The organism is Micromonospora sp. SL4-19 (assembly GCF_047921475.1).
Classification (GTDB): domain Bacteria; phylum Actinomycetota; class Actinomycetes; order Mycobacteriales; family Micromonosporaceae; genus Micromonospora.
This window is the reverse complement of record NZ_JBLROB010000022.1, coordinates 1-17,393: the sequence shown is the minus strand read 5'-3', so window position 1 is coordinate 17,393 and position 17,393 is coordinate 1. Positions and strand designations below refer to the sequence as shown.

Below are 17,393 nucleotides of genomic sequence, written 5' to 3'. Positions count from 1 at the left end.
GGCCACGCACGAGGAGGACCGGTGAGCGCGGAAGACACTCCCCCGGCCGGGGGTCCCCCGGTCGAGTCGGAGCGCGCGCGGTCCCACCGTCCCGCCTACGGCTTCCCCCGGCGGTGGTGGGCGTTCCTCGCCGAGCATCCCCCGCCCGGCGCCGCGACCGTGAACCGCCGGTGGCGCAGCCCGCTGCGCGGCCCGTGGCTCACCTCCGTGTACGGCGCGGTGCTGCTCGTCGGCCTGCCGCTGGTGTTCCTCACCGGGCTGCTGGACTACCTCGCCTACTCGCCGCAGTTCGGCCAGGCGTTCCCGCACGACGTCGGCTGGCTGCGGCTGCCGCAGTTCGACTGGCCGACCCGCCCGTCCTGGCTGTTCCGCCTCACCCAGGGCCTGCACGTGGGGCTCGGGATCACTCTGATCCCGGTCGTGCTGGCCAAGCTCTGGTCGGTGCTGCCGAAGCTGTTCGACTGGCCGCCGGCCCGCTCGGTGGCGCAGGTGCTGGAGCGGCTGTCCCTGGTCCTGCTGGTCGGCGGGATCCTCTTCGAGATCGTCACCGGCCTGCTCGACATCCAGTACGCCTACCTGTTCGGCTTCGACTTCTACACCGCGCACTACCTCGGCGCCTGGGTGTTCGTCGCCGCGCTGGTCACGCACGTGGCGCTCAAGCTGCGGCGGATGGTCACCGGCCTGCGGTCCCGCTCGCCGGCCGAGGAGCTGACGACGTTCCGCGAGGAAACCCGGCCCGAACCGTCGGACCCGGACGGGCTGGTGGCCGCCCGGCCCGGGCCGCCGACGATGAGTCGGCGCGGCGCGGTCACCCTGGTCGGTGGCCTGTCGCTGCTGCTCGCCGCCCTGACCGTGGGGCAGCATCTCAACGGGCGCTGGCGCGGTACCGCCCTGCTCCTGCCCCGGGGCCGCCAGCCCGGCACGGGTCCGACCGGGTTCCCGGTGAACCGGACCGCGGCCGCCGCCGGCGTCGCGGCCGCCGACACCGGGCCGGGCTGGCGGCTCACCCTACGGGCGGACGGCCGCACCGTCGCGGTGGACCGCGCCGGCCTGCTGGCCATGGCCCAGCACACCGTCACCCTGCCGATCGCCTGCGTGGAGGGGTGGTCGACCGTGCAGACCTGGACCGGGGTACGGCTGCGCGACCTCGCCGCCCTCGTGGGAGCGAGCGGGATCACCGCCGCGCACGTGCTGTCCCTGGAGAAGGCGGGGCTGTTCAAGCAGGCGACCCTGCAGGCCAACCAGGTCCTCGACCCCGACTCCCTGCTCGCGCTGCGGGTCAACGGCGTCGACCTCTCCCTCGACCACGGCTACCCCGCGCGGGTCATCGTCCCGGCGCTGCCCGGGGTGCACTGCACCAAGTGGGTGGCGGAGATCGCGTTCCGGGGGCGGACCGGTGGGTGACCTCGCGGCGCGGTTCCGGGCTGCGTACGGGGCGCCGGCCGGGCACCTGCTGCTGCTCGCCGGCACCTTCACGGTCACCGGGTGGGTGGCGCTACGGCTCGCCGCGGAGCCGACCGCCGGCCGGATGTTGCTCTGGTTCGCCGGCGCGGCGATCGCCCACGACTTCGTGCTGTTCCCGATCTACGGACTGGCCGATCGCGTGCTGCGGCGCGCGCTGGGCCCCCGCGCCGTGCCGGCGTCGGGCCCGGCACCGCTGAACCACATCCGCGTGCCGGCCCTGGCCTCCGGCCTGCTGTTCCTCGTCTACCTGCCCGGCATCCTCCGGCTGGGTCGGCCGACCTACCTGGCCGCGTCCGGGCAGAACCAGCGACCGTTCCTCGGCCGCTGGCTGCTCGCCACGGCCGCCCTGTTCCTGGCCAGCGCCGCCCTCTACGCCCTGCGGCGGCGGCGGGCACGGCGCCGACCGGTCAGGCCCCCCGGCCGCCCAGGTCGTGGTTAGTCGACCGCAGGCGGGGTACGCATTTCGTGACGCGTTTGTGGCGGCCGGCCGAACCGGTCCCTTCCTGCCGACGGCCTATCCGAGAGGAACGACCGTGCCACACGAGTATCGCAAGGACCCCGAGGTGATTTCTCGGCTGTCGCCGGAGCAATATCGGGTCACCCAGGACGCGGGGACCGAGCCGGCCTTCAACAACGCCTACTGGGACAACAAGGAGCCCGGGATCTACGTTGACGTCGTGTCCGGTGAACCCCTGTTCGCCTCCGTCGACAAGTTCGACAGCGGTACCGGCTGGCCGAGTTTCACCAGGCCGGTCGAACCGAAGAACCTGGTCGAAGTCCGGGAATCGAGCTTCGGGACGGTCCGCACCGAGGTCCGGTCGGCGCACGGCGACAGCCACCTCGGCCATGTGTTCGACGACGGCCCCGTGGAAGCCGGTGGGTTGCGCTACTGCATGAACTCGGCCGCACTCAGGTTCATCGGGCGCGACGACCTCGAGCGTGAAGGCTACGGCGAATACCGCGGATTGCTTGAGCACCCGGACGGGGGGCGCTGAGCCCACCCAGCGACGGGTCAGCGGCTCGTGGGTTCCACATGGTCCCGCCAGGAGTGCTGGGGCTCGTAGCCCAGCACGCGCCGCGCCTTCTCGATGCTGAGCAAGGTCTCGTGCTCGCCGAGTTCCTTGCGGACCTCGACACCCGGGTAGACCTCGGCCATGAGGCTGGCACTGGACCTGCTCATGACGGTGTCGGCGTTGGCGATGATGAAGACGTCGGCGCCGGGCCGGCCGTGGGCGAGTGCCCGCTCGACCGCCTGAGCCCCGTCACGGGCGTCGATGTAGCCCCACAGATTCCACCGGCGCAGCCGCGGGTCGGCGTCGAAGGACGGGAACTTCGCATAGTCCTCGACGTCCATGACGTTGGAGAACCGCAGGCCCACCATGACCAGCTCGGGGTCCCATCGGCAGAACTGCCGCGCCATCTCCTCCTCGAGCACCTTGTTCAGCGAGTAGGTCGACTCCGGGCGCGGCGGGTACTTCTCGTCGATCGGCGCGTACGGCGGCGGGGTGTCGAACGGCAGCCCGAGCACCGTCTCGCTCGACGCCCACACCACCCGCTTGATCCCGGCGGCCCTGGCCGCGGCGAAGACGTTGTAGGTCGCCGCGGAGTTGTTCGCGAAGGTGGTCGCGTTGGGCAGCAGCCCGGGGGCAGGAACCGCCGCCAGGTGCACGACCGCGTCGACCCTGCCGCCGTGCTCGTCGGCGCCGCCGGTGAATGCCTCCACCACCTGCCCGTAGTCGGTGAGGTCGGCGAGGAGGAACTCGCCGTCGACGTCGCGGGGGTCGTGTACGCCGGCGCGGTCCACAGCCAGCACGTCGATGCCCACGTCGCGCAGGTGCGCGACCACGGCGCGACCGAGCTTGCCGGTGGCACCGGTGACGACGACGCGCCCGGGAAGTGCGGACTCGAGAACAGGATCGGTCATGATCCTCATCCTTTCCTGCGGTACGCCACGCCGCGCATGCGGGTGCGGCATGGCCCGGTGGCATCGACCCCGCGGACCGCTGTTCGACCGGTCGCCGGCGAGTGGCTAAACCAGTCGGCCGTCCTTGACGACCATGCGGTGTCGTGGGTGCGCCCACAGGATCGACGGGTCCTCGAGCGGGTTGCCGGGCAGGATCACGAGGTCGGCTCGAGCGCCCACCGCGATGCGCCCGAGGTCGGGCCGGCCGATTATCTCGGCGTTGACGGACGTCGCGGAGCGCAGTGTCTCGAGCGCCCCGTCGACCTCGACCTGCAGCCGCAGCCCGGTGAGTTGCTCGTCCTCCAGCACGCCCATCAGGTCGCTGCCGAATCCGATCGGAACGCCCGCCGCCCGGGCCAGCTCGATCGCCCGCTGGCCGGCCGCCAACACCTCACGGTTCTTCGACTGCGAGATCGGCGCGAGCCCGACCTCTTCGCCACGCCGGTCCATCGCGTCGTAGGCGGCGAGCGTGGGCACGAGGAACGCACCGTGCGCAGCCATCAGGTCGGCGGCCGGCGCGTCCAGCAGGTTGCCGTGTTCGATGGTGCGCACGCCGTTGGTCACGGCGTGGGCGATCGCCTCAGGCGAGTAGGCGTGGGCCGCGACGTAGCTGCCGCGTCGGGTGGCCTCGTCGGTCACCGCCTGTATCTCTGCCGCGGAGTACTGCGGGATGCGGATCGGATCGGTCAGGGAGACCACCCCGCCGGAGGCCATGATCTTGATGGCGTGCGCGCCCTGGCGGAAACGGTCCCGGACGGCGCGGCGCAGCGCGTCGACCCCGTCGACGATCTCGGCCAGATGCGCTCCGCCGGCGCACAGGTCAAGGTCACCCGGGCGAGGGTCGCCGTGCCCGCCGGTCTGCGACAGGGCCGCTCCGGTGTACAGGTACCGCGGCGCCGTGATGAGCTCCTCGGCGATGGCCTTCGCCAGGCCGGGATCCCCGCCCGCCACGTCACGCACAGTGGTGAACCCTCGGCGGAGGGCGGCAGCGAGTCGACGCGCCCCGGCCAGCGAGAGGTAGCTCAGCGGGCTGGACTCGAGCACGAGCAGATCCAGCTCGGTGCCGTAGGCGTGGAAATGGGCGTCGATGAGGCCGGGGATGACCGTGCCACCGCGCGCGTCGATCACCTGGCCGGCCGGGCCGGCGGAGCCGCCGATCCCCACTATGACGCCGTCGTGGATGTGGATCACGCCCTCGGCCAGCTCGGCCGATACGCCGTCGAAGATGGCAGCGTTGACGACACTCAGTGGGTGAGCCGCGCTCATCGGGTTTCGCGACAGGGCACTCCGGGTGGCCCGGGGAGCCCGTCGCTCCCTCCTTTCATCTGGGCATGTCACGCGTACGGTGACCGGGGGGCACGGCATCCGTGCGGGGGTGCGGCCGTGGCCGCGCAGACCGGCACCGGCGCAGGCGCCGGTCGATCGTCGGAGGTCAGCTGTCGGGGCCCTGGATCGCCGCCGCGGCTCGCGTCCGCTGCCGGCGAGGGCGTTCCTCACGGCCGGCCCAGCTGCCGCGCACGTGGCCGATATGCGCCTTGATCAGCCGTTCGAGGCCACGCTTGTCGTTCGCGGCGATGAGATCGAGCATCTGGAGGTGCTCCGCTGCCGAGGACGTCAACTCGCCGTTGGCGGCGAGCCGGGTGAGGCCGTACAGCCTCGTCCGGTACCGCAACTCGCCGACGAGCGAGACCAGGTTCGCGTTGCCCGCCAGTGCGAGGAGTTCCAGGTGGAAGACGCGGTCCTGCTCGATGTACGCGATCAGATCCTTCTCCTGCGCCGCCGCGACGATCCGTTCCGCCATCGGTCGCAGGCGGGCCAGGTCGTCGGCAGTGGCGACGCCGGCCGCCCGGGTGGTCATCGGCACCTCGAGAAGCTGTCGGATCTCGGTGATGTTGTCGAGTTCCTCGTCGGAGAGCTCGGTGGCCCGGAAACCCTTGTTGGGCACCGTCTCGACCAGGCCTTCCTTGACCAGGTCCAGCATCGCTTCCCGCACCGGCGTCGGCGACACGCCGAACTGCGCGGCAAGGGCGGGCGCGGAGTAGATCTCCCCGGGGCGCATTTCACCGGCGACGAGGGCCGCACGCAGCGCGTGGGCAACCTGGCCCCGCACGCTACGCCGCGCCTCGAGCATCGGCAAATGCAACGACTGCGCCATTACTGCACCCCTTCCGCTTGCAGGATAGTTGGACTGGTTCCAACCACCCGCAGAACCCCGATCGTTCAATCCTCGTGTCGGCGCGACCGCCGTGGTGACGGCGTGCAGCGCAGTGTAGAACTCATCCGCGGATTGCCCGGCCCCAGCGGCAGAAGCTGAGCCAGCGGGTCGCGGGGGCACTGCGCGGCGCCTGTGCCTCACCGTTACGCCTCGCCGACGGCGTCCAGTCGGACCAGGGCGGCCTGTTCGGGTGCCAGCAGCGGGGGCGGCAGCCCCATCACGGCGAGCACGTGACCGCTGACGTCGACCGATCCCGACTCGAACCACGCAGGGTCGGACCGACCAGCGGTCGCGGGCTGCCCGATCTGATCAAGGACCTGGACCCGGTACAAGCGGTGCGGGTCGAGGCCCGGCATCCGCCAGGGGGCCGGCACGGCGTCCACGGACGTGGCCAGTTGCGCGTAGGCGAACACCGCGGCCGAGCGATCCGCCGACACGACGCCGTGCGCCCAGGCTGCCGAGTCCGGGTGGTCGACGCGAACGACGGTTCCCGTGTGCAGCAGCGGGCGAAGGTCCCGATACAGGGCGATCGCTCGACGCAACTGCCGCCGCTCCTCCTCGGTAGCGGTGGAGACATCCCATTCCAGCCCGAGATGGCCGAAGATCGCGGTCGCCAGGCGGAAGGACAGGTCGTGGGTACGCGAGGTGGTATGTGAACGTGAGGGTCCGACATGGGACCCGATCAGCTCCGGCGGAAGGACCAGGCCCGTCCACCGCTGAATCGCCTGGCGCTCCAGCGCGTCGTTGCAGTCGCTCGCCCACACCCGGTCGGTGTACTCCAGCATCTGCAGGTCGATCCGTGCTCCACCCGAGGAGCAACTCTCGATCTCCACCCCGGGGTGTTTCCGGCGTAGCTCAGCGAGCAACCGGTACACCGCGAGGGTCTGGTCGTGCACCGATGCCAGACCGTCCTGGCCGGCGTCGACCAGGTCGCGGTTGTGATCCCACTTGAGATACCGGATGTTGTGGTCCCGCAACAGTTGATCGAGTCGGTCCAGGATGTACCGGTACGCCGCCGGATGCGCCAGGTTGAGGACCTGCTGACGGCGGATCGTGACCGGCAGTACGCCCGGTGCCGGGCCGAGGACCCAGTCCGGGTGAGACCGGAACAGGTCGGAGTCCGGATTGATCATCTCCGGTTCGACCCACAGCCCGAACTCCATGCCCAACGACTCGACGTGGTCCACCAGCGGCCCCAGGCCGTCCGGCCAGACGTCCGGATCGACGAACCAGTCACCCAGGCCGGCACTGCTGTGCCGGCGCCCGGCGAACCAGCCGTCGTCAAGGACGAACCGCTCCACTCCGACCTCGGCCGCCGCCTCGGCCAGCGCGCGCAGCCGGTCGTGGTCATGATCGAAGTAGACGGCCTCCCACGTGTTCAGGACGACCGGTCGCGGCCGGGCCGGCGCCGGATGGTGCGACCGCGACCGTAGCCACCGATGGAACACGGCGCTCAGGCCGTCCAGACCCTCGCGGCTGTAGGCGGCGTAGATCCACGGCGAGCGGTAGGACTCCCCCGCCGCCAGGATCACCTCGCCGCTGAGCAGCAGCTCGCCGCCCCCGAGCGTGGACCGCCCATCCGGCAGTCGCTGCGCGTACGTGACATGGTTGCCGCTCCACGCGACGTGGATCCCCCACACCTCGCCGCCACGGAACCCGAAGCCTCGGGTGCCGGCTACCAGGCCGATGGTCGCGTCATGCCCGGTACGACCGCGCCGGCTCTCCCGCACCCACGCGCCCCGGTCGAACGGCCGGCGCTGCGGGTGGCGTTCGCGAGCCCACCGGCCGGTGAAGTCGAGGACCTCGTCGGCGTGCGGCGGCACCGGGAGGGCGACCTCGAGGCCGTCCAACACGTACGCCGTGGCGCCGCGGTTGGTCAGCTCATGACGCACGCGGCCCAACCCCGACGGCGTCACCTCGACCTCGGTCACCAGCTCCAGCTCGGCGCGATTGTCGACCGCGGTGAATCGAGCCGTGCCGGTGGCGACCGCGACGTCGGTCAGCGCGAAGGCCGACGACCAGCACGTTCCCATGCGATGCCCACGCAGACCGGGCCGGCCCATGTGTCCGGTACTCGCCTCCGGCAGCATCGCCAGCGGCACCACCGGGTCGGGTGAGTTGACCGGCAACGCTTCGCCGAAGCCGAGGCCGACGCTACGGGCATCCGCGTCGCCCAGCTCGGGGCCCCAGTAGCGCAGCACCGGCAGCCCCGGTCCGCCGGCGTGGACGACGATGCTGACGCCGCCACCGCGGAGGTGCACGACCTCCGGCCCGAGGTCACCGCCCACCGGAGGGCCGCCCGGGAGTCAGGAGATCGACCGCCCGCGACGCGGCGACCTGCTTCTGCCGCGGCGCCCCGGACTTCGCCGTGGCGCTCGCCGCCGGCTTGATCCGGCCGGCCTCGATGTCCTCGGCATAGTGACAGGCAACCCGATGTCCCGGCGCGAGCGTGCGCAGCGTCGGCCGCTCGTCGGCGCAGCGGGTGGCCTGGCGCCACGGGCACCGGGTGTGGAACCGGCATCCGGCGGGTGGGTTGGCCGGCGACGGCAGGTCGCCCCGCAGCAGGATCCGGTTGCGGCCCGCCTCGACCGTCGGGTCCGGCACCGGCACGGCCCCCATGAGGGCCCTGGTGTAGGGATGGGTCGGCTTCCGGTAGAGCACCTCGGACGGCGCCTGCTCGATGATGGATCCCAGGTACATCACCGCCACGGTGTCGCTGATGTGCCGGACCACGGCGAGGTCGTGCGCGATGACCAGATAGGTCAGCGAGAACCTCTCCTGCAGCTCCTTGAGCAGGTTGATCACCTGCGCCTGGACGGAGACGTCCAGGGCGGACACCGGCTCGTCGGCGACGACCAGCTTGGGGCTCAGCACCAGGGCCCGCGCGATGCCGATCCGCTGGCGTTGACCGCCGGAGAACTCGTGCGGATACCGGTTCAGCGCGGTCGCCGGCAGTCCCACCACCTCCAGCAGGTGGCGGATCCGCCGTGCGTGTTCCGCCGATCCGCCGGGGATCTTGTGGGCACGCAGCGGCTCGGTGAGCAGCGACTCCACGCTCTGCCGGGGGTCCAGGCTGGCCATCGGATCCTGGAAGACCATCTGGAAGTTCCGCCGCGACGCCCGCAGTTGCCGTTCCTTGAGGCCGAGGAGGTCCTCGCCGTCGAGGGTGACGGTGCCACTGGTCGGCTCGATCAACCGCGTGACGGCCCGCGCGAGGGTCGACTTGCCGCAGCCGGACTCACCCACCAGGCCGAACGTGGTCCCGGCCGCCACGTCCAGGTCCACGCCGTCCACGGCCTTCACCGAGCCGTGGTTCCGGCCCAGGAGCGTACCGCTGCGGATCGGGAAGTGGACCTTGAGATCGCGTACCTGAAGCAGGCTCATTCGACACTACCCTCGTGACGTCCCGCGCCGGCGGCGGGTGTCGCCGGCTCCAGTGGGCGTGGACAGCGGACCTGGCGCGGCGGGATGAAGCTGAGCTCCTGCACCGGTGGCGCAGCGCCCAGGCACGCGTCGACCGCGTGATCACAGCGGGGCTGGAACGCGCAGCCCCGATCCCACGGCACGACGTCCCGTACCGAACCGCGAATCGTGTGCAACAGGCCGCCCCGCTCGCCTTCCATGCGGGGTATCGAGCGCAGCAGACCGTCGGTGTACGGGTGGGCGGGCTGTCCGAAAAGGCCGGCCGCCGGGGCGGATTCCACGATCCGGCCGGAGTACATCACGTGCACCCGCTCACACAGCCCGGCCACGACCCCGAGGTCGTGGGTGATCATCATCAAGGCGGACCCGCTCTCCTCGACGAGGTCCCGCAGCAGGTCGAGGATCTGCGCCTGGATGGTCACGTCGAGCGCCGTGGTGGGCTCGTCGGCGATGAGCAGCCGGGGCCGGCAGGCGATCGCCATGGCGATCATGACGCGCTGCCGCATCCCGCCGGACAGCTGGTGCGGATACTCCCGCAGCCGGCGTGCCGGGTCCGGGATCCCGACCCGGTCGAACAGTGCCTCGGCGTCCGCCCTGGCCTCCGGGGCCGATCGGTCGCCGTGCCGGACGATCACCTCGCCGAGTTGCCGGCCCACGGTGACCACCGGATTGAGGGAGGTCATCGGATCCTGGAAGATCATGGCCACGTCCCGCCCGCGGATGTCGCGCATCTGCCGGGCGGGCAGCGACAGCAGGTCCTGGTCACCGAGCATGATGCTGCCGGTGACCTGGACGTTCCGGGCGGGCAGCAGCCGCATGATGGCCAGTGAGGTGACGGACTTGCCGGAGCCGGACTCGCCGACGATCCCCACCGACTGCCCCGCCTCGACGTCGAAGGTCACGCCGTCGACCGCCCGCACCGGCGGATGTCCAGGTCGGGTGAAGGTGACCGTGAGGTCCCGTACGCGCAGGAAACTCATCTCTTTACCGCCGTAGCTTGGGGTCGAGTGCTTCGCGCAACGACTCACCGACGAGCGTGAAGCCGAGCGCGGCGAGGACGATCGCCAGCCCCGGGTACAGCGCCAGTTGGGGGGCGGAGGTCAGCGCGACCTGGGCGTCGGTCAACATGCGTCCCCATTCCGGCGCCGACGGATCGCTGCCGGACAGACCGAGGAAGGCCAGGCCCGCCGCCTCGACGATGGCCAGCGCGAGGGTCAGGGTGCCCTGGACGATCACCGGGGTGAACGAGTTCGGCAGCACGTGGCGAAAGACGATGCCGGCCCGGGAGATGCCGAGCGAGCGCGCCGCCAGCACGTAGTCGGCGGCGCGTTGCCCGAGCATCTCACCACGCAACAGGCGAGCGAAGATCGGCACGTTGACCACCGCGATGGCGATCATCACCGAGGTGAGGCTCTGCCCCAGCATCGCGGCGATCGCGATCGCGAAGAGCAGACCCGGTACGGACAGCATGATGTCGACCAGCCGCATGACCAGCACGTCGACCCAGCCGCCGAAGGCGCCCGCGAGCAGCCCGAGGCACACCCCGGCGGTGGCGCCGATCGCCAGCGACACCACGCCGATCAGCAGCGACTGCCGAGCCCCGTGGACGAGCCGGGAGAAGACATCCCGACCCAGGGGATCGATGCCCAGCCAGTGCTCGGCCGAGGGTCCGGGGTAGGCACCCGGTCGGACCTGGGACAACCACGAGTTGTCCTTCGGCGAGTAGGGCGCGATCCACGGCGCGAAGACGGCCACCGCGACGAACACCACGATCAGCGCGAACCCGACCATCGCCATCGGATTCCGCAGCAGCCGGCGCATGGCCTCACCGCGCAGTCCACGCACCGGTGGCCCCGCGCCGAGGGTCGCGTCGACGCCCGTCGGTCCGCTCGGCTGCCCGGGGCGGGCTTCCTCCGCGACGCTCACGACACCCTCACCCGAGGATCGAGCAGGCCGTAGATCATGTCGACGATCATGTTAATGAGTACGTAAGTCACGGCAATCACCAAGATGAAACCCTGAATGGTCGGGAAGTCGCGCGCGACGATGCCGTCGGCCATGAACTTTCCGACACCGGCGAACGCGAACACCGTCTCGGTGAGGACAGCTCCGGCGAGCAGGACGCCCATCTGGAGGCCGATGACGGTGGTGACCGGCAGCATCGAGTTCCGCAGCACGTGCCGGCGGATCACCGTGCCGGCCAACAGGCCCTTCGCCTCGGCGGTCCGCACGTAGTCCTCGTGCAGGACGTTGATCACCGAGGCGCGGGTCATCCGGACGATCACGGCGAGCGGTATCGAGGCCAACGCGATCGCTGGCAGGATCAGATGAGCCAGGGCGTCCCAGCTCGCCTGCGGGTTGCCCGTGAGGAACCCGTCGAGGACGTAGAAGCCGGTGGGATGATCCGCGAGGGCGCGTGGATCCGCCCGGCCCGCTGTGGGCAGCCAGCCGAGCTGGACGGCGAAGACGAGCTTGAGCAGGTACGCCAGGAAGAAGATCGGGACGGTCACCCCGAGCAGGGAACCCGAGACCAGGACGCTGTCCAGCCAGGTCCCGTAGCGGCGAGCGGCCAGGTAGCCCAACGGAATGCCCACCGCGACGGCGATGAGGAGCGCAGCGACGGCCAACTCGAAGGTGGCCGGAAACCGGCGCGCCATCTCCTCCAGGACCGGCCGACCGGTCTGCAGCGACGCGCCGAAGTCCAGCCGGACCGCCCGCCCGAGGAACTGAACGTACTGTTCCCAGAGCGGGCGGTCCAGGCCGAGCTGCGCCTCGATCTGTTCGATGGCCTCCGGTGTCGCCTTCTCCCCCAGCAGTGCCTGGGCCGGCCCACCAGGGAGTGCGCGGACCCAGGCGAACAGCAGGATCGACAACCCCAGCAGGATCGGGATCAGCTGAAGCAGCCGTCGAACGACAAAGCGAAGCACGAGATTATCAGCCTTCGATGTTTACGATCTTGAAGTACTCGAGGCTCACCGGGGACGGCTGGTAGCCGGTCACGTTCTTGCCCAGGGCCAGCAGCGGCCGGTTGTGCACGAACGGGACGCCGGGGATGTAGTCGAAGATGGCCTGGTTGGCCTCCTCGTACAGCTTCTGGCGGGCGGCCTGGTCGGTCTCCGCCAGTCCCTTGTTGAGCAGGTCCTGGATGGTGGAGTCGGTCAGGTTGAACTGCGGGGTGGTCTCGCGGAAGAAGGTGCCCACGAAGTTGTCCGGGTCGGCGTAGTCACCGCTCCAACCCAGCAGGAAGAGCTGGCCCTTCCCGTCCGCCTGGATGTTCTGCAGGTAGTCCGGCGTCCACGGGACCGTCTTCGGGACGACGGTGAAGCCGACCTTCTCCAGGTCCGCGGCGAAGGACTCGTAGACCGCCTGCGGGTTCGGCATGTACGGACGCGAGACGTTGGCCGGGTACCAGAACTCCAGCTTCAGGTCCTTCTCCCCCGACTCGGCGATGAGCTGCTTGGCCTTCTCCGGGTCGTACTCGTAGCCCTTGATGCTGTTGTTGTAGCCCCACTGCGACGGCGGCAGGAACTGGTTGGCGACCTCGGCGCCCTCGGGGTACGCCGCGGACAGCAGGCCCTGGCGGTTCAGGGCGTGCGCGATCGCCTCGCGGATCTTGTGGTTCTTCAACAGCGGCACCTTCTGGTTCATGCCGACGTACCCGACGTTGAAGGCCGGGCGCTCGACCACCTGGCCGACGTTCTTCACGGCCTGGATGTCGGCCGCCGCGACGCCCTCGTAGGCGTCGATCTCGCCAGCCTGCAGCGCCTGCATACGCGCGGTCGCGTCGGCGATCGGCCGGAAGATGATCTGGTCCAGCGCCGGCTTGCCCTCGCGGTAGTCCTTGTTCGCCTCCAGGATCAGCCGCTCGCCACGGTCCCAGCTCACGAACTTGAACGGCCCGGTGCCGGCCACAACCTTCGTGCCGAAGCCGCCGGTGTAGGCGATCGAGTCACCGCTGACCGTGAGGTCGGTGCCACCCTGCTCGATCGCCTTGGGGCTGGCGATGGCGAAGGCGGGCAGCACCAGGCCGGACAGCAGCGCGGACGACGGCTGCTTCAGGTGCAGCGTCGCCACCGAGTCCTCGGTGGCCTCGCAGGAGCCGTAGCGGCTGGTCTTCGGGGCGGATTCGCTGTCCTGGGTGGCGAAGCCACCGAAGATGGTCTGCCAGTAGTACGAGATGTCCCCGTTCTGCTGCGCGCCCTTGAAGTTGTACCAGCGGTCGAAGTTGTAGCAGACGGCCTTGGCGTTGAAGGGTTCGCCGTCGTGGAACTTGACGTCCTTCGCCAGGTTGAAGGTGTAGGTCAGCCCGTCGTCGCTGACCTTCCAGTCGGTGGCCAGCGACGGGACGACCTCGGTCGTTCCCGGCTTCAGAGCCACCAGCGTCTCGTAGATCTGGAAGATGACTCGGAAGGACTCGCCGTCCGACACGTACGCCGCGTCCAGCGTCTTGGGGTCCTCGGAAGCGCCGAAGACAAACGTCTTGCGCTCTCCGTCCCCGGTCGATTTGGCACCACTGCACGCGGTGACTGCGGCGAGCAGCCCCACGCCGGCCGACAGGGCGACTATGCGCCCGACCTTGCCGTTGACACGCATTATTTCCTCCTTGGCTGTCCGCCACACGGGCCGCGGGGCACGCTCGCACCTCCCCTGTGGAACAGCAGAGGGCGCTCGTGCCGGGACGGTTGTCGCCCGACGCGGGACACCGAGATCCCGGCGGGCGTGAGGCGTGGCGGACGGGTGGTCACCGCGAACATGTCGAGGGTGCGGAGCACCTCCTGGGGCGAGCTTTGCCAGGCAGATTAGCCATCGAATCCGGCTGGTGCAATGTACAATTGCAACCTCGTATCACAATCGTGACCCCGGATCCGGGGTCGCTCCCCCACCGCGTCGACCGCCACAAGCGATCCACCGACCCCGCGTGACCACCCCCGTCCATGAGCGACCCCGCCGCCACCGATGCGCTCGCCGACCGGCGAGGAGCAGCGACAACGCGACACGTCTATCTGTCAGCGCCGGCGCGACGGGACTCATCGAGCCACAGGGAGGACAGCCTTGTCCTGGAGACAGAGACCAACCCGACGGCGCTGGGCGACCGTCGTCCTTGCCGCGCTCACCGTCAGCACTCTCGTCGCGCCGCAGACAGCCGGCGCCACGCCACCACAGGCAGGCGCGCCGGAGATCGTTCCGCTCGATCCGCAGAACTGGGACAACCAGTACGACCTCACCTGGGACGACTTCACACCCGTGCCGGGAGTGGACTGGAGCGACCCCGCGCGCCAGCCCTCGGTAAAGAGGTGGAAGGCCGCAGTCGTCGTCCTGGACTACCCCAACATGCCGTTCCAGATCAGCCAGGCCCCAGGCTCGACGATCTTCGGCAACCCGATCGGCGTGGGTAACGTGGCGCGCGACGACGTCGCGGAGTTCTACCGCGACCTGCTCAACAAGCCTGGGCCGCTGAACCACGGGCAGACGCTGAACTCCTACTGGATGGAGGTCTCGTACGGCAAGTACGGCGTCGACCTCGACGCGTACGGCGCCTACAAGCTGCCGCGCAACCACTTCGAGTACGGCAACTCCCCGTACGGCAACGCGAGCAGCTGCCCGCCCAAGTTCACCTGCAACGGAAACTTCACCCAGGATGCCCGCAATCTCTGGATCGCCGACGTCGGCCAGGCCGTCGCCAACTCGTACGACCAGGTCTTCTACATGGGCGCCGGGCTCGACGAGTCGACCGCCTGGCAGGTCTTCGGCGAGATGATGTTCCGGTCCCCGGAGGACGTGCCGGACGAGTTCGGGCCGCCGCGGGAGTTCGACCCGGACGGCACGATGACCAACTGGATGCCGACCCGGTACATCCCGTGGACCTCCTGGGCGGCCGGCTCGTTCACCTGGGCCAGCGCCGGCAACCGGTCCGCCAACATGGCCGAGTCGTCCGGCACCGCCGGCTACGCGCACGAGTTCAGCCACCTGCTCGGCATCGGCGACAACTACAACGGCGCGTTCGCGGTACCCGCGCAGCGGACCTTCACCGGGCAATGGGACATGATGAGCCAGGGGTCCTGGAACGGCCCCAACGGCATGCACACCCGCTGGAAGGTGCCCGCCGACGGCGGATCAACGGTGGGGCCCCACCACAACCTCCGGAACAAGCTGCAACTCGGCCTGGCCACCACGAAGGACATCGTCGACCTCAGCCGGGACGGCCTGGCGAAGTCGGGGGTCGTCGTCGCCAAGGTCCGGGCCCGGGCGGTCGGCCCGCTGGCGGACGAACTGCTCGGCGTACGGATCAACCTCGACGGCGCGCGGCCGGTCGACCGGACCCCCTCGTGCCACCCGTCCACCGGCGGGCTGAACTGCGCGGGCAACAGCGACTACACCGCCTACACCATCGAGACGGTGCAGCAGGTCGGCGTCGACTCCTACGTACCCGGCAACGGCGTGATCATCAACAAGACGAAGCCGCAGGCCACCAACTGCGGCACCGCCACGTGCTTCGCCTGGACCGTCGACCCGAAGCCCGAGGACATCAACATGGTGGACTTCTACCAGCCGGACGGCACGCCGCGCATGGTGGTGCCGGGTGACCCGCGGCAGCTCAACGACGCCACCTTCAACGTGGGCACCAACTCGGGAACCGAGTACGAGTGGGTGGACCGGGACAACCGGCTGCACTTCTACATCATCGACCTCGCGGTCGACGCCGACGGCATCCGGACCTACACCGTCGGCGTGCGGTCCCTCGACGGCGCCGGGCCACACCAGCGCGGCGTCCGGCTCGACACGGGCGAGGCCGGACGGCACACCCCCGGGAAGGCCGCCACCTGCACCTTCCAGCTGAACAACACGGGCGAGGCAGCCGCCATCGACCGCACGCTGCACCCCAGTGACGTCAGCGACAAGGTGCGCGCCGACGTCTACCGGCTGTCGGTCGAGTCGTCCGGGCCGGGCTGGCGGGCGGAACTCTACAACGAACTCGCCACCGCGCAGTTCGGGCAGAACGTGACCGTACCGGTCTACGTCACGCGCACCCCTGGGGCAGCGAACAACACCACCGTGACGCTGACCGCGGTATCCGAGAGCGATCCGACCGCCCGGTCGACCAGCACCTGTACGGTGACGCCCGCGGACACCGGCCGCCGCAGCTGACCGATTCGCCCCGGTGACCGACGGGTGGGTGGCGGCATGCCCGGCACCCACCCGTCTGCCGGCCCCACCGGCCGCCCCGCCAGGTGGGCACCGTTGTCGATGAGAGGGACCGATGAATCCACCACGAGCGCTCCTGCTCGGCACCGCCATACTGAGCGCGACATTGGCCAGCGGCTGCTCCGACCCACCCGCCGCCCCCGTAAAGACCCAGGTCATTCGGCTGACCGTGCCCGACTGGAATCTTCGCCCGGCCGGCACCAGCTGCTCGGGGGCCGGACCGTACCGCTTCGCCCACGCCGAGGCGCCGTTCGTCATCAAGGACGCCGACGGCCGCGAGATCGCGCGGGGCACCCTCCCCACGGGAACCTCCGAGAAGGCGATGGACGTCGACTTCAGCAAGGTCAAGCGCGAGCCGACGCTCTGCGTGATGCTGCTCAAGGTCGAGACGACAGAACAGGTCGAGGGACAGGTCCTGGTCCTGGAAGACCGCCCGGCCGTACCGATCAAGAAGAGCGACGCCGCGGACATCGCGGGCGAGGTGGTGGTCTCATGAGGTCCCGCAGCTGTCTTTCCGCGTTGCTCGTCGCCTCCCTGGCGCTCGCCGGCTGCACCGATTCGACGGGCCAGGCCGACCGGCCCCCGGCGGCGGCCCTCCCCGGCCCGGTACCCAAGGGCGTCACGTTCGTCGCCCCGCCGGCGAACGCCCCGCAGGCACCCGGATTCACCCTGGAGTTGCTCGACGGCACGGTCCTGAACCTGGACGAACAGTGGGACCGCCGGCCGGTTGTCCTGGTCTTCCTCGAGCCCTGGTGCACGCTGTGCGCCGAGCAGCAGAAGGAGATCAACCGGCTCGCCGAGGAGTACCGGGACGTGGTCCTCTTCGTGGGCGTGGGCAACGACTCGACCGTCGAGCGCATGAGCCAGTACGTCCGCGACAACCGGGTCAAACATCCGGTGGGCATCGATCGGTCCGGACAGGTCTGGCGGACGTACCGGGTGGAGGAGCCACCACTGGTCGCGCTGGTGAGCAAGGGGGGCAAGCTGCTGCGCGGCTGGCCCGGCGGCACCGACACGTTGGGCAAGCAGGTCGGCGAGCTCGTTTCCCGGTAGCGATCCCGGTAACACGACCGGCGGCAGCCCGATCGGGCTGCCGCCGGTCGTGTCTAGCGAACAGCTACCTCA

General features: G+C 70.1%; 15 protein-coding genes. 6 read left to right on the top strand and 9 right to left on the bottom strand.

The window, feature by feature from the left end; all coding sequences use genetic code 11:
- Positions 1-21: 21 nt before the first annotated feature.
- From ACNAVT_RS22595 to msrB, 3 genes are all read left to right on the top strand, one after another.
- The gene (locus ACNAVT_RS22595; RefSeq protein WP_416299143.1) at positions 22-1,404 is read left to right on the top strand and encodes a molybdopterin-dependent oxidoreductase; all 1,383 of its coding nucleotides are present in this window, start codon (positions 22-24) and stop codon (positions 1,402-1,404) included.
- On the top strand, positions 1,397-1,903 hold the full coding sequence (locus ACNAVT_RS22590) for a hypothetical protein (protein ID WP_416299142.1): 507 nt from the start codon (positions 1,397-1,399) through the stop codon (positions 1,901-1,903). Before ACNAVT_RS22595 ends, ACNAVT_RS22590 begins: the two co-directional genes overlap by 8 nt.
- A 94-nt stretch (positions 1,904-1,997) precedes the next feature.
- Positions 1,998-2,459 (top strand): peptide-methionine (R)-S-oxide reductase MsrB, encoded by a 462-nt coding sequence (gene msrB, locus ACNAVT_RS22585; RefSeq protein WP_416299141.1) that lies wholly within the window; start codon positions 1,998-2,000, stop codon positions 2,457-2,459.
- A 17-nt stretch (positions 2,460-2,476) separates the two neighbouring features.
- Here msrB and ACNAVT_RS22580 read toward each other — a convergent pair whose 3' ends face one another.
- The 9 genes from ACNAVT_RS22580 to ACNAVT_RS22540 form a co-directional block, all read right to left on the bottom strand.
- The gene (locus ACNAVT_RS22580) at positions 2,477-3,388 is read right to left on the bottom strand and encodes an NAD-dependent epimerase/dehydratase family protein (RefSeq protein ID WP_416299140.1); all 912 of its coding nucleotides are present in this window, start codon (positions 3,386-3,388) and stop codon (positions 2,477-2,479) included.
- A gap of 105 nt (positions 3,389-3,493) precedes the next feature.
- On the bottom strand, positions 3,494-4,693 hold the full coding sequence (locus tag ACNAVT_RS22575) for an amidohydrolase family protein (protein ID WP_416299139.1): 1,200 nt from the start codon (positions 4,691-4,693) through the stop codon (positions 3,494-3,496).
- Positions 4,694-4,859: 166 nt separating this feature from the next.
- Entirely contained in the window at positions 4,860-5,582 is a 723-nt protein-coding gene (locus ACNAVT_RS22570; RefSeq protein WP_416299138.1) for a GntR family transcriptional regulator, read from the bottom strand.
- Between the two features lie 203 nt (positions 5,583-5,785).
- Positions 5,786-7,930 carry an alpha-galactosidase gene (locus ACNAVT_RS22565; protein ID WP_416299137.1) on the bottom strand — a complete coding sequence of 715 codons (2,145 nt, stop codon included), beginning with the start codon at positions 7,928-7,930 and terminating at the stop codon, positions 5,786-5,788.
- The gene (locus tag ACNAVT_RS22560; protein ID WP_416299136.1) at positions 7,920-9,026 is read right to left on the bottom strand and encodes an ABC transporter ATP-binding protein; all 1,107 of its coding nucleotides are present in this window, start codon (positions 9,024-9,026) and stop codon (positions 7,920-7,922) included. Before ACNAVT_RS22560 ends, ACNAVT_RS22565 begins: the two co-directional genes overlap by 11 nt.
- Positions 9,023-10,045 (bottom strand): ABC transporter ATP-binding protein, encoded by a 1,023-nt coding sequence (locus ACNAVT_RS22555; protein ID WP_416299135.1) that lies wholly within the window; start codon positions 10,043-10,045, stop codon positions 9,023-9,025. The genes ACNAVT_RS22560 and ACNAVT_RS22555 overlap by 4 nt, the downstream gene beginning before the upstream one ends.
- A gap of 4 nt (positions 10,046-10,049) precedes the next feature.
- Positions 10,050-10,991: an ABC transporter permease gene (locus ACNAVT_RS22550; protein ID WP_416299134.1), complete on the bottom strand. Its 942-nt coding sequence runs from the start codon at positions 10,989-10,991 to the stop codon at positions 10,050-10,052.
- Positions 10,988-11,992: an ABC transporter permease gene (locus ACNAVT_RS22545; RefSeq protein WP_416299133.1), complete on the bottom strand. Its 1,005-nt coding sequence runs from the start codon at positions 11,990-11,992 to the stop codon at positions 10,988-10,990. The genes ACNAVT_RS22550 and ACNAVT_RS22545 overlap by 4 nt, the downstream gene beginning before the upstream one ends.
- A gap of 7 nt (positions 11,993-11,999) precedes the next feature.
- Positions 12,000-13,658, bottom strand: coding sequence for an ABC transporter substrate-binding protein (locus tag ACNAVT_RS22540; RefSeq protein ID WP_416299132.1), 1,659 nt, complete (start codon positions 13,656-13,658; stop codon positions 12,000-12,002).
- A gap of 459 nt (positions 13,659-14,117) precedes the next feature.
- Here ACNAVT_RS22540 and ACNAVT_RS22535 point away from each other — a divergent pair, with 459 nt between their 5' ends.
- The 3 genes from ACNAVT_RS22535 (at position 14,118) to ACNAVT_RS22525 (ending at position 17,321) form a co-directional block, all read left to right on the top strand.
- A complete protein-coding gene (locus tag ACNAVT_RS22535) occupies positions 14,118-16,211 on the top strand; it encodes an immune inhibitor A domain-containing protein (RefSeq protein WP_416299131.1) in 2,094 nt (697 codons plus the stop codon).
- A 112-nt stretch (positions 16,212-16,323) separates the two neighbouring features.
- Positions 16,324-16,764: a hypothetical protein gene (locus tag ACNAVT_RS22530; protein WP_416299130.1), complete on the top strand. Its 441-nt coding sequence runs from the start codon at positions 16,324-16,326 to the stop codon at positions 16,762-16,764.
- Positions 16,761-17,321, top strand: coding sequence for a TlpA family protein disulfide reductase (locus tag ACNAVT_RS22525; protein ID WP_416299129.1), 561 nt, complete (start codon positions 16,761-16,763; stop codon positions 17,319-17,321). Before ACNAVT_RS22530 ends, ACNAVT_RS22525 begins: the two co-directional genes overlap by 4 nt.
- Positions 17,322-17,393 lie beyond the last annotated feature (72 nt).